Origin of the sequence: Micromonospora echinofusca, from assembly GCF_017614955.1 — a bacterium.
Lineage (GTDB): Bacteria > Actinomycetota > Actinomycetes > Mycobacteriales > Micromonosporaceae > Micromonospora > Micromonospora echinofusca_A.
In genome coordinates this window covers 19,780-33,579 of sequence record NZ_WVUH01000029.1, presented here as the reverse complement: position 1 = coordinate 33,579, position 13,800 = coordinate 19,780, and the positions used below count along the sequence as shown (strand labels likewise).

Genomic DNA, 13,800 nt, shown 5'->3' with positions numbered 1-13,800 from the left:
CCGTGGGCGCGTCCTCGACGTGCGCGCCGGTGGGCTCGGCGGTGTGCTTCCCGAGGACGGACGACCCATGCACGACATCACCACACTCGCCGGCCGGCCCCCGTCGGCGTCGCATCTGACGCTGTCGCAGATCATGGACCAGCACCACACCAATCTGATGGGTACGGTCCACGGCGGCCGGATCCTCAACCTCATCGACTCGGTGGCCGGGGTGGTGGCCGCCCGGCATTCCGACGGGCCGGCGGTCACCGCCGCCATCGACGAGACCGCGTTCCTGCGGGCCGTACGGGTCGGCGACGTGGTCCACGTCGACGCCCGGATCACCTGGGCCGGTCGCAGCTCGATGGAGGTCGCGGTCAAGGTCACCGCGGACCGGTGGGACCGGGCGGTACCGCCGATCGACGTGGCCACGGCCCACCTGGTCATGGTCGCCGTCGACGACGAGGGCCAGCCGCGCCCGGTGCCACCGCTGCTACCGGGGACCGACGGGGACCGACGCCGCTACCGCGAGGCGCAGATCCGCCGGGAGCACCGGCTCGCCCTGCGTCGGGCGCTGCTCGACGACGTCGAGGAGGGCTGAGGCGTGTTCGGTCTGTCTGCCGCGACCATCGCCGGTTACCTCGCCGCGATCGTCGTACTCATGGTCACTCCCGGTCCGGACATGATGTTCGTGCTGGCCAACGCGGCCCGCTACGGCCGTCGCGCCGGGGTCGTCGCCGCCTGCGGGGTCGCCGTCGGGGAGACGGTGCACGTGGCGGCGGTGGTCGGTGGGCTGGCCACCCTGGTTTCCACCTCACCGGCGCTGTTCACCGCGATCCGCTGGGCCGGCGCGGCCTATCTGGTCGTGCTCGGGGTGCGGGCGCTGCGGGGCGCCGGCGGTCCCGGCACCGCTGACGCCGCGGGGGGTGGCCGGGGCCGGTCGGCGTTCCTGCGCGGCGTGATCACCAACCTGCTCAATCCGAAGATGATCCTGTTCAGCGTGGCGTTCCTGCCACAGTTCGTCGATCCGGCCGGTGGTGACGTCACCGTTCAGCTGGTGCTGCTCGGTGCGCTGTTCGTGGCGGTGCAGCTCGCCGTCGACATCGCCCTGGGGGTGGGCGCCGGGCGGCTCGCCGAACGGATGACCGACGGCCGCTGGTCGCGCCGGATCAACCGGATCTGCGCGGTGGCGTTCGTCGCGCTGGGGATCCGGCTGGCCGCCGGCTGAGCGGCACCGTCGCGTGGTGGGAGGAGGTGCCGTCAGCGGGGTCGGGTCGTGGTGACGGGCGCGATGCGGGCGAGGTGGCCGTTCTCCAGGGCGGTCCAGAGGGCACCGTCCGGGCCGGGGGTGATGCCGTGTGGCTCGCAGCGTGGGGTCGGCAGGTCGTACCGTTCGATCACGCCGTCGGTCGTGGCCGAGCCGACGCTGTTGCCGGCCCATTCGGTGAACCACAGGGTGCCGTCGTCGCCGACGGTGACGGCATGGGGTCGGCTGGTGCGGTCGGGCAGCGGGAACTCGGTGATCGTCCCGTCCGGGGTGATCCGGCCGAGCTGACCGGCGGCGATCTCGACGAACCAGAGGGCACCGTCCGGGCCGGCGGTGATCCCGACCGGCCCGGCGGCCTGCGTCGGCAGCGGGTGGACGGTGACCCGGCCGTCCATGCCGATGCGGCCGATGGCGTTGGCCTGGTGGAGGGTGAACCACATTCCGGCGTCGGGGCCGGCGGTGATGGCGGACGGGAACGCTCCGGTGACGGGGAGGGGATACTCGGTGATCCGGCCGTCGGTGGTGATCCGGCCGATGCGGTCGGTGGTGGTCTCGGTGAACCACAGCGCGTCGTCGGGGCCAGCGGCGATGCCGAACGGCCCGCAACCCGGGGTGGGTGGGGCGTACTCGTCGACGGTGCCGTCGGTGGTGATCCGGCCGATGCGGTGCGCGCGGTACTCGGTGAACCAGAGGGCCCGGTCCGGTCCGGTGGTGACGATCGTCGGTCCGCAGGTGGGGTCGAGCTGCCAGGTGGTGGGTTGCCGGCCGGGGGCGAGCCGGCCGATCCGTCCGCTGTGGACCAGGGTGAACCACAGGGCGCCGTCGGGGCCGGTGGTGATCGCGTACGGGCCGCCGGTGGTGTCGGCCACCGGGTACTCCTCGATGGACACCGCCGTCACCGGGCCTGCTCCAGACCGTGCTCGGCGGCGATGCGCGCGACGTCGGCCGGGGTGCCTGCCATGATCGTCCGGGCGTGTTCGGTGACCAGTTCCACCGGCCAGTGCCACCAGGCGGCGCGGAGCAGCCGGTCGACGTCCGCGTCGGAAAACCGGCGTCGGATCGGGGTGGCCGGGTTGCCGCCGACGATCGTGTACGGGGGCACGTCGGTGGTCACCACCGCACCGGCCGCGATGATGGCGCCGTCGCCGATGCGTACGCCGGGCAGGACGGTGGCCCGGTAGCCGAACCAGACGTCGTTGCCGACCACGGTGTCGCCGCGGCTGGGCATGCTGGTGACGATGTCGAGGGTCCGGTCGGTCCACTCCCCGCCGAAGATGGTGAACGGGTAGGTGGACACGCCCATCGTCGGGTGGTCGGCTCCGGCCATGAGGAACCGGGTCCCGGCCGCGATCGCGCAGTACCTGCCGATGACCAGCCGTTCCGGCCCGTAGCCGTAGAGCACGTTGCGGTGCGCGAAGCCGGTCGGGTCGTCTGGGTCGTCGTAGTAGGTGTAGTCGCCGACGACGATCCGGGACGGGTCGACCAGCGGTTTGAGGAACACCACCCGTGGGTGTGCCGACAGCGGATGGACGGACGTCGGATCGGGATGTGACATGGGTTCCTGTCGGTCGGGGTCGGGGGCTGCTGACACCGGGGTGCTTAACGCGACTGGAGTAGCGATAGCATCGTGCCATGGACCACCCCGGACCGACAACGCGCATCCCTGACGAGCCGCCCCGGTCAGCACGCCCCCAGCCGGGCGGCCCGGTACGCCGGCCCGGCGGTCGCAGTGCCGAGGTCCGTCGGCGCGTCCTCGCCGCGGTCCGCACCCACCTGGTGGAACACGGCTACGACGCGCTGAGCGTGGACGCCGTGGCCGACCGGTCCGGCGTGCACCGCACCACGGTCTACCGCCGCTGGCGGGACGTCGGCGGCCTGCTCGCCGACGTCCTGGCCGAGGCGACCAGCGACGACTGGCGCCCACCCGACACCGGCACGCTGGCCGGGGACCTCGTCGCGGTCAACCGGGAGGTCCACGCCGCGCTGACCGCCGACCCGCCCGTCACCACGGCCCTGATCGCCGCGTCGTTCCGGTCCGCGCCGGCAGCCGACGCGCTGCGCACCTTCTGGATCGACCGGTACGACCGCTGCGCCGTCATCGTCGCGCGGGGGGTCGCCCGGGGTGAGACACCTGCCCGCACGGACCCGCGCCGGCTCCTCGTCGCCGCCACCGCACCGCTCTACCACGAGCTGCTTCTGCTGCGTACGCCCGCCGACCCGCACCTGGCGGACCGGGCGGCCCGCGACGCGGCCACGGCAGCCCGGGCGGGCGCCTTCACCGACTGACCCAGCCGGCCCACCAGCGCCTACGTCGTGCGGGTGAACTCCATGTACATCCAGTCCACCCAGGTCGCGCCGTCGGACGAGCGTTCCCACGTCGCGGCCATCGTCCTGCCGTCCGCGTCGACGTCCCCCCGAGGTCGTCGCATCCCGTCAGGTGCCGGCCCCCACCCCGGGAGCGGCCAACCGCGCGGTGGTCGGCCCCGACGGCACGTCCCCCCGGGTGGCGCCGGAGCCGGCCTCCGGAGCGGACTCCGGCCCGTGGTCGTCGTCGAGCATGGTGGCCTCGTCGAACGGGCGTTCACCGGCGAGCACCGCGCGGGCCTGCGCGCGGTCGAACTCGCCGGTCCAGGACCCGATCACGACGGTCGCCACCGCGTTGCCGGCGAAGTTGGTCAGCGCGCGGGCCTCCGACATGAAGCGGTCGATCCCGACGATCAGGCCCACCCCGTCGACCAGGTCGGGACGGTGGCTGTGCAGGCCACCGGCCAGCGTGGCGAGCCCCGCGCCGGTGATCCCGGCGGCGCCCTTCGACGCGATGACCATGAAGACCAGCAGGGAGATCTGCTCGCCGACGGACAGCGGGTCACCCATCGCGGCGGCGATGAACAGCGAGGCCATGGTCAGGTAGATGGCGGTGCCGTCGAGGTTGAAGGAGTACCCGGTGGGCACGGTGATGCCGACCACGGAGCGGCTGACGCCGACGTGTTCCATCTTGGCGATGAGCCGGGGCAGCGCCGACTCGGACGACGACGTCGACACGATCAGCAGGAACTCGCGTCCCAGATAGCGCAGCAGGGCGAAGATCGAGACCTTGGCGACCAGGCGGACCAGCAGGCCGAGTACGACGATCACGAAGACCAGACAGGTCGCGTAGAAGCCGAGCATGATCTGGGCGAGACTGCGCAGCGCGTCCATGCCGGTGGCGCCGATGACCGCGGCGATCGCCCCGAACGCGCCGACCGGGGCCAGCCACATGATCATCGCCAGGATCTTGAAGACCAGGCGCTGGACGACGCCGACCGCGCGCAGCACCGGTTCGCCCCGGCTGCCCATGCCCTGCACCGCGAAACCGACCAGCAGGGCGACCAGCAGGGTCTGGAGCACCTCCGACCCGGTCAGCGCGGACAGCAGCGAGGTGGGGATGATGCCGAGCAGGAACTCGACGGTGCCCTCGCTCTCGCCGCCGGCGACCTGCTGACCGGCACCCGCGAGTTGCTCGTCGAGGCGCAGCCCGGCGCCGGGGTGGATCAGGTTGCCCACGACCAGGCCGATGGCCAGCGCGACGGTGGACATGGTCAGGAAGTACGCCAGGGCCAGCCCACCGACCTTGCCGACCTTGGCCGCCTGCCGGACCGACCCGACGCCGAGCACGATGGTGCAGAAGATGATCGGGCTGATCATCATCTTGATCAGTGCGACGAACCCGGTGCCCAGCGGCTTGAGGCTGGTCGCCACCCCGGGGGCGGCGAACCCGAGCACGATGCCCGCGACGACCGCGCCGATCACCGCGAGGTAGAGGTAGTGGGTGCGGTCCCGGCGGGCCCGCGGGACGGTTGGGCTGGTGGTGGGGGTCTGCATGCCTGAGACTGTGGCCCAGGTCTCAGCCGGAAGCAGCCTTGCGTTCATTCTGTTCACCAGCGGAGAACGCTGGGGCACCCGGGCGCAACGGACCCGTCACGACGAGGAGACATGGCCGGACGGAAGTGGAGCATCGCGGGGCAGCTCTTCGCCCTCCAGGCGCTGGTGGTCGTCGTCCTGGTGACCGCGGGCGGGGTCGGGGCCGCGCTGCTGGCCCGCGCGGACGCCACCGAGGCGGCCCGGGAACACGTGCTGGCCGTGGCCGAGACGGTGGCCCGGACGCCGGGCGTCGTCGAGGCGCTGCGCTCCCCCGACCCGGCCGCCGTACTCGCCCCGTACGCCGAGTCGGTGCGGGCCGGGACGGACACCGACTTCGTGGTGGTGATGGCCCCCGACCGGACCCGGTACAGCCACCCGGACCCGGGCCGGATCGGTCAACGGTTCATCGGTGAGATCGGTCCGGCCCTCGCCGGGCGGCCCGTCGTCGTGGTCGACACCGGCACGCTCGGCGAGTCGGTGCGGGCCGTGGTGCCGGTCCGGGAGTCGGGCCGGGTGGTCGGCCTGGTCGCGGTCGGCATCACCACTGCCACGATCAACGACGAACTGCTCGGTCAGGCGCCCGCCCTGCTCGCCGCCAGCGGTGCCGCCCTGGCCCTGGCCGGGGCGGGGTCGTGGCAGCTCAGCCGGCGGTTACGTCGACAGACCCACGGGCTCGGCCCGGCCCAGATCACCCGGATGTACGAGTACCACGACGCGGTGCTGCACTCGGTGGGTGAGGGCCTGGTCGTGGTGGACGCCGACCGGCGGCTCGCCCTGATCAACGACGAGGGGCGCCGGTTGCTCGGCCTGGACCCCGGGGCCGAACTCGTCGACCGGCCGGTCACCGACCTCGACCTGCCACCGGCCCTGGTCGAGCTGATCCTTTCCGGTCAAGCGGCCCACGACGACCTGATCCTCACCGCCGACCGTTCGCTGGTCGCCAACCAGCGCCCGACCGCGTTCGGCGGGCCACCGCACGGCACCGTGCTGACCCTGCGCGACCATACCGAGCTGCGCGCCCTGACCAGCGAGCTGGACTCCGTCCGGGGGCTCACCGAGGCACTGCGGTCGCAGGCGCACGAGGCGGCGAACCGGCTGCACACCGTCCTCACCCTGGTGGAGCTGGGCCGCACCGACGAAGCCGTCCGGTTGGCCAGCGAGGAACTGGCGGTCGCCCAGCAGCTCACCGACCAGGTGGTCGGGGCGATCGCCGAGCCGGCGCTGGCGGCACTGCTGCTGGGCAAGTCGGCCCAGGCCGCGGAGCGGGGCGTCGAGCTGAGCGTCGACCCGGAGTCCCGGCTCGACGTCGACACCCTGCCGGCCGGCGACCTGCTGACCGTCGTCGGCAACCTGGTCGACAACGCCCTGGAGGCCGTCGCCGCCGGGGAGCCACCCCGCCGGGTCTGCGTGCGGGTCACCGAGGACGACGGCGAGGTGGTGGTCGAGGTGACCGACAGTGGTCCGGGCCTGCCGGCGGAGTTGGTCACCGACGCGTTCCGGCGGGGCTGGTCGACCAAGGCCCGGGGCCGGGGCCTCGGGCTCGCCCTGGTCGGTCAGGTGGTCGCCCGGTACGGCGGCCGGCACGACGTCACCCGCCCGGAGTCCGGCGGTACGGTCGTCCGGGTCCGGCTCCCCGTACCGACGTCGGGCGGGGCGGCGCAGGTGACGCACCGGGAGCGCGGGGCATGAGCGCGATCCGGGTACTGGTGGTCGAGGACGAGGAGCTGATCGCCGAGGCACACCGGGTCTACACCGAGCGGGTACCCGGGTTCCGGGTGGTGGGGGTGGCGCGCACCGCCCGGGAGGCGATGGCCGCCCTGCGGCGTACCGGGGACGACGCCGTCGACCTGGTCCTGCTCGACTTCAACCTGCCCGACCTGCACGGGCTGGAGATGTGCCGGGCGGTCCGGGCGGCGGGCAGCACGGTCGACGTCCTCGCGGTCACCTCGGCCCGGGACCTGGCGATGGTCCGCGCGGCGGTGGCCCTGGGGGTGACCCACTACCTGCTCAAACCGTTCACCTTCGCGGCTTTCCGGGACCGGCTGGAGCGGTACGCCACCTACCGGACACAGACCTCGACCGGGGGCGCGGTCGCCGCCCAGCACGAGGTGGACCGGATGTTCGCCACGCTGCGCGGCACACCCGTCGACACCCTGCCCAAGGGGCTCGGCGCGCAGACCCTGGACGCCGTGCTGGAGGCGCTGCGCGGTCGACCCGGCCAGTCGGCGTCGGAGATCAGCCTACGAACCGGCCTGTCCCGGGTGACCGCCCGCCGGTACCTGGAGTACCTGGTCGACACCGGTCGGGCGGTCCGCAGTTCGCGGTACGGCACGCCGGGTCGACCCGAGGTGGAGTACCGCCCGAGCTGACCGGGACCTCCGGGACGCGGTACCCGGAGGCGAAGGGTCGACCCCGGTTCCTCAACCCTGCGGACGCAGCCGCACCCGGCGCAGCAACTGGGCGTTGAGTGCCACCACGATCGTGGAGGCGGACATCAGCACCGCCCCGACCGCCGGGCTGAGCGTCACGCCGGCCCAGGCCAGGGCACCTGCGGCCAGGGGAAGTGCGACGACGTTGTAGCCGGCGGCCCAGGCCAGGTTCTGGATCATCTTGCGGTAGGAGGCCCGGGACAGCGAGATCACCCCGGTCACTCCGCGCGGGTCGGAGGAGGCCAGCACCACGCCGGCGGACTCGATGGCCACGTCGGTGCCGGCACCGATGGCGATGCCGACGTCGGCGCGGGCCAACGCCGGGGCGTCGTTCACCCCGTCGCCCACCATCGCCACCCGCAGGCCGCGCTTCTGCAGGTCCGCTACCGTGTCGTCCTTGTCCGCCGGCAGCACCTCGGCGAACACCTCGTCCTCGCCGGGCCGGAACCCGAGGTCGGCGGCGACCGCGTCGGCGACCGGCCGGGCGTCCCCCGTGATCATGACGATCTTCTGCACGCCCTGGTCGCGCAGGTCGGCAATTGCCTGCCGGGCCTCCGGGCGGACCTCGTCGGCCAACGCGAGGGCACCGACGACGGTGGCCCGGTCGCCGTCGAGGCGCAGCAGGTTCAGCACCGCGGCACCCCGACCGGACCACTCCTGCTGGCGGCGGGACAGGTCGTCGGGCAACACCACGTGCAGTTCCCGTAGCAGTGCCGGGCCACCCACGGCGTAGCTGGTTCCGTCGACGTCCGCCCGCACTCCCCGGCCGGTCAGCGATCTGAACCCCGACGCCCGGCGGGGCAGGTGCCGCTGCTGCGCGGCGGCGACGATCGCCCGCGCCAGGGGGTGCTCGCTGTCGGTCTCGACCGCCGCCGCGATGGCGAGCACCTCGTCGGCGGCGCTCCCGGCCGTGCCCGCGACACCGGTCACCACGTGTTCGCCACGGGTCAGGGTGCCGGTCTTGTCGAACAGCACCGCGTCCACGGTGCGCATCCGCTCCAGCGCGAGCCGGTCCTTCACCAGGATGCCCTCCTTGGCCGCGACGGCGGTGGACAGGGCGATCACCAGGGGGATGGCCAGGCCGAGTGCGTGCGGGCAGGCGATCACCAGCACCGTCACGGTGCGGACCACCGCTTCGCCGAGGTCACCGACGAGGGTCCAGACGACCAGGGTGACCACCGCCGTAACGGTGGCGATGTAGAACAGCCAGGCGGCGAACCGGTCGGCGAGTACCTGCGCACGGCCGCTGGAGCGCTGCGCCTGGGCGACCAGGCGCTGGATGCCGGCCAGGGCGGTGTCCTCGCCCACGGCGTCCACCCGGACCCGGATCGCCGCGTCGGTGGCCACCGTACCGGCCACCACCCGCTCGTCGACGCCCCGGGCGACCGGACGGGACTCCCCGGTGATCATCGACTCGTCCAGTTCCGCGCTCCCGTCGGTGATCCGCCCGTCGGCCGGTACCCGCCCGCCCGGCCGGACCAGCACCACGTCACCGACGTGCAGGTCGGCGACCGGTACCCGGTGGGGCTGGCCGTCGTCGTCGATGCGGTCGGCGTCGTCGGGCAGCAGTGCCGCGAGCGCGGCCAGTGCTCCCCGGGCCCGTCCGATGGCCTTCATCTCCTGCCAGTGCCCGAGCAGCATGATGGTCACCAGGGCCGCCAGTTCCCACCAGAAGTCCAGGTCGAACGCGCCCAGCGCGGTGGCCAGCGACGCCACGTAGGCCACGGTGATCGCCATCGCGATCAGCAGCATCATGCCCGGGGCCCGGTCCCGGACCTCCCGCACCGCGCCGGCCAGGAACGGCCAGCCGCCGTAGGCGAACACGACGGTGCCCAGCACCGGACCGACCAGTTCCATGCCGGGAAAGTCGAGCCGGTAGCCGAACCAGTCCATCACCATGTGGCTGGTCGCCACGATCGGTACGGTCAGGACGAGGCTCAGCCAGAACTTCCGGCGGAACACCTCCGGGTCGTGCCCGGCATGCTTGTCGTGCCCGCCGTGCCCGACAGGCTTGTCATGGCCACCGTGGCCGTGCGCGCCGACTGCTGCGTCGGTGCGGTCGCCGTGGTGGTGTGCGTCGTGGGACATCTCTATCGCCTCCTCGGCAGCACCATATACCCCCCAGGGGTATTTGCACAGTGATCCGCGCCCCACCACCCGGCCAGCCGACCGGCAGTCCCGGGCGCCAACCATTGGCTACCCCCTGGGGGTATGCTACGGTCCCCGCACCGATACCCCTACCGGGTAAATGTATAGGAGGTTCGTGATGTGCGTCAGTTGTGACACCAACTCGACCCGGGCCACGCCGACGACCGGTGAGGACCGCGTGTTCGTGGTGGCCGGGATGTCCTGCCAGCCGTGCGCCACCAGAGTGGACACCGCGGTCCGGGCGGTGCCGGGCGTCACCGATGTAGAGGTCGACCTGCCGACCGGACGGATCACCGTCCTCGGTACCGCCGACGAGAACCAGATCCGGACCGCCGTCACCGACGCCGGCTACCGGATCACCGATCCCGAGCTGTCCCGCTGAAGAAGGCAGGCCCCGGTGGTTCGACCACCGGGGCCGGAACAGGACTTGTCTTGACTTCCCCGTCCCGGCGATGGTGGGCCCTCGCACTCATCGCGCTCGCACAGTTCATAGTCATCATGGACACATCGATCATCGGGGTGGCCCTCCCCCGGATCCAGTCCGACCTCGGTTTCTCACAGGAGAACCTGTCCTGGGTGTTCAACGCCTACGTGGTGGCGTTCGGCGGTCTGCTGCTGCTCGGCGGGAGGCTGTCCGACCTGTTCGGCGCCCGCCGGATGTTCGCCACCGGCTGGGCGGTCCTGCTGGTCGGATCGGTGCTGGCCGGTGCCGCCGGCTCGGTCGGCACCGAACTGGCCGGCCGGGCGGTACAGGGCGCGGGCGCCGCACTGATCGCCCCGTCCGCCCTGACACTGCTGATGATGCTCTTCGGCGCCACCCCGAAGGAGCTGACCAGGGCCCTGGCCCTGTACGGAGCCGCCGCACCCGCCGGTGGTACCGCAGGGGTCTTCCTCGGTGGTGTCGTCACCGAGTACCTGAGCTGGCCGTGGGTGTTCTACCTCAACGTCCCGATCGCGGCCCTGGCCCTGGTGGCCACCCTGACCCTGATGCCCGCCGGGATCGTCGGCGGACGGGGCTCCGTGGACCTGGTCGGCGCGGCCACGGTGACCGCCGGACTCGGCGCGGCGGTGTACGCGATCGTCCGGGCGCCGGAGGTCGGCTGGGCCGACGCCCGCACCTGGCTGGTGCTGGCCGGCGCGGTCGTGCTGCTCGGGGTGTTCGTCGCCGTCCAGGCCAACCGTCGGCAGCCGCTGATGCGCCTGTCGATCCTGCGTACCCCGAACCTCGGCGCGGCGAACCTCACCCAGTTGCTGCTCGGCGGGGCGTGGATCCCGATGTGGTTCTTCCTCAACCTCTACCTGCAACAGGTCCTCGGTTACCGTGCCTTCCCCAGTGGCGCCGCTCTGCTGCCGATGACCGCGCTCATCATGGTCGGCATGATCGTCCTCGCACCGTGGGCGATGAACCGGTTCGGCCCGAAGACCATGACCGTCACCGGCCTGGGCACCCTCGCAGTCGGGATGGGCTGGCTGTCGCAGATCCGCCCCGACGGCATCTTCTGGGTGGACGTCCTGCCCGCCTCACTGGTCGCGGCACTGGGCATGTCGCTGGCGTTCATCCCGTCCCTGGGTACGGCGATCTCCAGCGCCCGACCGGAGGAGGGCGGCCTGGCCTCGGGCATCGTCAACACCAGTTACCAGGTCGGCTCCGCGCTCGGCCTGGCGGCGATGACCGCGGTCGCGGCCGCGTACGGGGCGAGCCGGCTCGGTGACCTACCGGCCCTGACCAACGGCTTCTCGGCCGCCTTCCTCGGCGCCGCCGTCATCGCCGTGGCCGGGGCGCTGCTCGCCGGCGTGACACTGCGCACCTCCCGGCCTGGGGCGACGGCGGAACCGGACACGACCGGTCCGGACCGCACCGAGACGGACAGGGCTGCCGTCTGATCGTTCGGGCAGGGCGCGACCGGCTGTCCGCCCGACAGTCCCGGACAGCCGGTCGCGTCCAGCTGCGCGACGACGCGCGGCGTCCCCGCATGGCTTCAGGTTGCGGCAGTACCGTTCCGCCCGTCGGGCGCCAGGTCCGGGTCGGCGGCGGACGCCGGGGCCACCGGTACGCCCTCCCGGACCACGGCCACGTCGCCGGGTGCGACGGTCAGTTCGCCGGCGCAGGGCGACCCGCTGAGCAGTTCGGTGCCGGTCGCGGCGACCTGGACGGTCCCTCCGGTGTGGTTGAGCACGAACAGCCAGCTCCGCCCGTCGGCGCGGCGCCGGACCACCTCGACGCCGGGCGGCGCCTCGGCCGGCGGCCGTACCCCGGCCTCGGTGACCAGCCGGGCGACCAGTCGGTCCGTGGCCGCCGCGTCGAGTCGGGTACCGACGTACCAGGCGGTACCCGCGCCGACCGCGTTGCGGGTGACCGCCGGTACGCCCGGCAGCGGGCCGTCGGCGTACCTGGCGAGCACCTCGGCGCTGTCGGTGTGCAGCCACTCGGTCCACACGTCGGCGACCGTCCCGTCGTCCAGGGTGACCCGCTCCCCCGCCCGCAGGGGGAAGAACTCCTCGGTGTGCACGCCGAGCAGGTCGCGGAAGGCGCCCGGGTAACCGCCGAGGCGGATGTGGTCGTTGTCGTCGACGATCCCGCTGAAGTAGGTGACCAGGGCGGTGCCGCCGGCTTCGACGAAGCTGCGCAGCGCGGCGGCGTGCGGGTCCCGGACCAGGTACAGGGTGGGGACGACCACCAGGCGGTAGCGGCTCAGGTCGGCCGAGGGGTGCACCACGTCGGCGGTGATCCCGGCCCGCCACAGCGCTCCGTGCAGCGCCTGGAGCCGGTCGGTGTACGTGACGTCGACGCTGGGGTGGGAGTCGAGTTCGACACCCCACCATGCCTCGTAGTCGAACAGGATCGCCACGTCGGCGTCCACCCGACTGCCGATCACCTCGGCGACGGCGGCGAGGTCGGCGCCGAGTCGGCACACCTCGCGGAAGATCTTGGTGTCCGGGCCGGCGTGCGGCAGCAGTGCCGAGTGGAACTTCTCGGCGCCGGCCCGGGAGGCCCGCCACTGGAAGAACAGGACGCCGTCGGCGCCCCGCGCGACGTGGGCCAGGCTGTTGCGGCGGAGCTGGCCGGGGGTCTTGGCCACGTTACGGGGCTGCCAGTTGACCGCGCTGGTGGAGTGTTCCATGAGCAGCCACGGCCGGCCACCGGCGACGCCCCGGGTGTGGTCGGCGGCGAGGGCCAGGCCGACGTGTGCCTCCGGGTCGGCTGCGGTCAGGTAGTGGTCGTTGGCGACCAGGTCCACATCGGGGGCCCAGGAGTGGTAGTCCAGGTGTTTGGTGCCGATACCGATCATGAAGTTGGTGGTGACGGGCTGGTGCACCAGCCGGGTCAGGACCGCCCGTTCGGCGCGCAGCTGGGCGCGCTGCTCGTCGGAGGAGAAACGCAGGAAGTCCAACTGCTGGGTCGGGTTGGCGAAGGTCGGCGCGAGCCGGGGCGGGTTGATCTCCGCCCAGTCGCCGTAGCGCTGGCTCCAGAAGGCGGTGCCCCAGGCGTCGTTGAGGGTGTCCAGGGTGCCGTAGCGGTCGCGCAGCCAGTGGCGGAACGCCTCGGCGCTGGTGTCGCAGTAGCAGTGCACGTTGTGACAGCCGAGTTCGTTGGAGATGTGCCACATCACCACGGCCGGGTGGTTGGCGTACCGGGTGGCGACCGCTTCGACCAGTGCCAACGATGCCGCACGGAACACCGGTGAGCTGGGGCAGTACGCCTGTCGTCCGCCGGGCCAGAGGATCGCGCCGTCGGCGCGGCGGGGCAGGGTGTCCGGGTGCCGGTGGGCGAGCCAGGGTGGTGGGCTGGCGGTGGCGGTGGCCAGGTCGACGGCGATCCCGCCGTCGTGCAGCAGGTCCAGCACCCGGTCGAGGTGGTGGAACTCGTAGCGGCCGGGCTCGGGTTCGAGCAGCGCCCACGAGAAGATCCCGACCGAGACCAGGTTGACGCCGGCACGGCGCATCAGGGTGACGTCCTCGGCCCAGGTCTCCTCGGGCCACTGCTCCGGGTTGTAGTCGCCGCCGAAGTAGATCCACTCGCCCTGCCACCGTCGCATGACAGCAGAGGGTGCCCTGCCGGGACAGGTAAGTCAACAC

Annotated in this window: 13 protein-coding genes; 7 read left to right on the top strand and 6 right to left on the bottom strand. The window is 72.6% G+C overall.

Features of this window, described 5'->3' with window-relative positions; translation table 11 throughout:
- Positions 1 to 67: 67 nt before the first annotated feature.
- Both GSF22_RS06075 and GSF22_RS06070 read left to right on the top strand, forming a co-directional pair.
- Complete coding sequence (locus tag GSF22_RS06075; RefSeq protein WP_208811757.1) at positions 68 to 580, top strand: acyl-CoA thioesterase; 513 nt, start codon at positions 68 to 70, stop codon at positions 578 to 580.
- 3 nt (positions 581 to 583) lie between these two features.
- Positions 584 to 1,207 carry a LysE family translocator gene (locus GSF22_RS06070; RefSeq protein WP_208811753.1) on the top strand — a complete coding sequence of 208 codons (624 nt, stop codon included), beginning with the start codon at positions 584 to 586 and terminating at the stop codon, positions 1,205 to 1,207.
- Positions 1,208 to 1,239: 32 nt separating this feature from the next.
- On the opposite strand, the gene GSF22_RS06065 is transcribed toward GSF22_RS06070, so the two are convergent.
- Both GSF22_RS06065 and GSF22_RS06060 read right to left on the bottom strand, forming a co-directional pair.
- Positions 1,240 to 2,145 carry a Vgb family protein gene (locus GSF22_RS06065; protein ID WP_244366357.1) on the bottom strand — a complete coding sequence of 302 codons (906 nt, stop codon included), beginning with the start codon at positions 2,143 to 2,145 and terminating at the stop codon, positions 1,240 to 1,242.
- On the bottom strand, positions 2,142 to 2,801 hold the full coding sequence (locus GSF22_RS06060) for a CatB-related O-acetyltransferase (RefSeq protein WP_208811752.1): 660 nt from the start codon (positions 2,799 to 2,801) through the stop codon (positions 2,142 to 2,144). The genes GSF22_RS06065 and GSF22_RS06060 overlap by 4 nt, the downstream gene beginning before the upstream one ends.
- Positions 2,802 to 2,878: 77 nt before the next feature.
- Here GSF22_RS06060 and GSF22_RS06055 point away from each other — a divergent pair, with 77 nt between their 5' ends.
- Complete coding sequence (locus tag GSF22_RS06055) at positions 2,879 to 3,532, top strand: TetR/AcrR family transcriptional regulator (protein WP_208811751.1); 654 nt, start codon at positions 2,879 to 2,881, stop codon at positions 3,530 to 3,532.
- A 20-nt stretch (positions 3,533 to 3,552) separates the two neighbouring features.
- Here the strand turns inward: GSF22_RS06055 and GSF22_RS35330 are convergent, their stop codons facing one another.
- Entirely contained in the window at positions 3,553 to 3,675 is a 123-nt protein-coding gene (locus GSF22_RS35330) for a hypothetical protein (RefSeq protein WP_280116772.1), read from the bottom strand.
- A gap of 4 nt (positions 3,676 to 3,679) precedes the next feature.
- Positions 3,680 to 5,107 (bottom strand): cation:dicarboxylate symporter family transporter, encoded by a 1,428-nt coding sequence (locus tag GSF22_RS06050; protein WP_208811750.1) that lies wholly within the window; start codon positions 5,105 to 5,107, stop codon positions 3,680 to 3,682.
- Between the two features lie 111 nt (positions 5,108 to 5,218).
- Between GSF22_RS06050 and GSF22_RS06045 the strand changes: the two genes are divergently transcribed.
- Entirely contained in the window at positions 5,219 to 6,835 is a 1,617-nt protein-coding gene (locus tag GSF22_RS06045; RefSeq protein ID WP_208811749.1) for a sensor histidine kinase, read from the top strand.
- The gene (locus tag GSF22_RS06040) at positions 6,832 to 7,515 is read left to right on the top strand and encodes a response regulator (protein WP_208811748.1); all 684 of its coding nucleotides are present in this window, start codon (positions 6,832 to 6,834) and stop codon (positions 7,513 to 7,515) included. Before GSF22_RS06045 ends, GSF22_RS06040 begins: the two co-directional genes overlap by 4 nt.
- A gap of 51 nt (positions 7,516 to 7,566) precedes the next feature.
- On the opposite strand, the gene GSF22_RS06035 is transcribed toward GSF22_RS06040, so the two are convergent.
- Entirely contained in the window at positions 7,567 to 9,663 is a 2,097-nt protein-coding gene (locus tag GSF22_RS06035) for a copper-translocating P-type ATPase (RefSeq protein WP_208811747.1), read from the bottom strand.
- A 178-nt stretch (positions 9,664 to 9,841) separates the two neighbouring features.
- On the opposite strand from GSF22_RS06035, the gene GSF22_RS06030 reads away from it, so the two are divergent.
- Positions 9,842 to 10,105, top strand: a complete 264-nt coding sequence (locus GSF22_RS06030; protein WP_244366355.1) for a heavy-metal-associated domain-containing protein — start codon at positions 9,842 to 9,844, stop codon at positions 10,103 to 10,105.
- 50 nt (positions 10,106 to 10,155) lie between these two features.
- Positions 10,156 to 11,607 (top strand): MFS transporter, encoded by a 1,452-nt coding sequence (locus tag GSF22_RS06025; protein WP_208811746.1) that lies wholly within the window; start codon positions 10,156 to 10,158, stop codon positions 11,605 to 11,607.
- A gap of 95 nt (positions 11,608 to 11,702) precedes the next feature.
- On the opposite strand, the gene GSF22_RS06020 is transcribed toward GSF22_RS06025, so the two are convergent.
- Positions 11,703 to 13,760 carry a beta-galactosidase gene (locus GSF22_RS06020; protein WP_208811745.1) on the bottom strand — a complete coding sequence of 686 codons (2,058 nt, stop codon included), beginning with the start codon at positions 13,758 to 13,760 and terminating at the stop codon, positions 11,703 to 11,705.
- Positions 13,761 to 13,800 lie beyond the last annotated feature (40 nt).

Coding starts and splice junctions, on each gene's coding strand:
- GSF22_RS06035 (WP_208811747.1), bottom strand. CDS start 9,663: ATGTCCCACGACGCACACCACCACGGCGACCGCACCGACGCAGCAGTC.
- GSF22_RS06030 (WP_244366355.1), top strand. CDS start 9,842: ATGTGCGTCAGTTGTGACACCAACTCGACCCGGGCCACGCCGACGACC.
- GSF22_RS35330 (WP_280116772.1), bottom strand. CDS start 3,675: ATGCGACGACCTCGGGGGGACGTCGACGCGGACGGCAGGACGATGGCC.
- GSF22_RS06075 (WP_208811757.1), top strand. CDS start 68: ATGCACGACATCACCACACTCGCCGGCCGGCCCCCGTCGGCGTCGCAT.
- GSF22_RS06045 (WP_208811749.1), top strand. CDS start 5,219: ATGGCCGGACGGAAGTGGAGCATCGCGGGGCAGCTCTTCGCCCTCCAG.
- GSF22_RS06020 (WP_208811745.1), bottom strand. CDS start 13,760: ATGCGACGGTGGCAGGGCGAGTGGATCTACTTCGGCGGCGACTACAAC.
- GSF22_RS06040 (WP_208811748.1), top strand. CDS start 6,832: ATGAGCGCGATCCGGGTACTGGTGGTCGAGGACGAGGAGCTGATCGCC.
- GSF22_RS06060 (WP_208811752.1), bottom strand. CDS start 2,801: ATGTCACATCCCGATCCGACGTCCGTCCATCCGCTGTCGGCACACCCA.
- GSF22_RS06055 (WP_208811751.1), top strand. CDS start 2,879: ATGGACCACCCCGGACCGACAACGCGCATCCCTGACGAGCCGCCCCGG.
- GSF22_RS06050 (WP_208811750.1), bottom strand. CDS start 5,107: ATGCAGACCCCCACCACCAGCCCAACCGTCCCGCGGGCCCGCCGGGAC.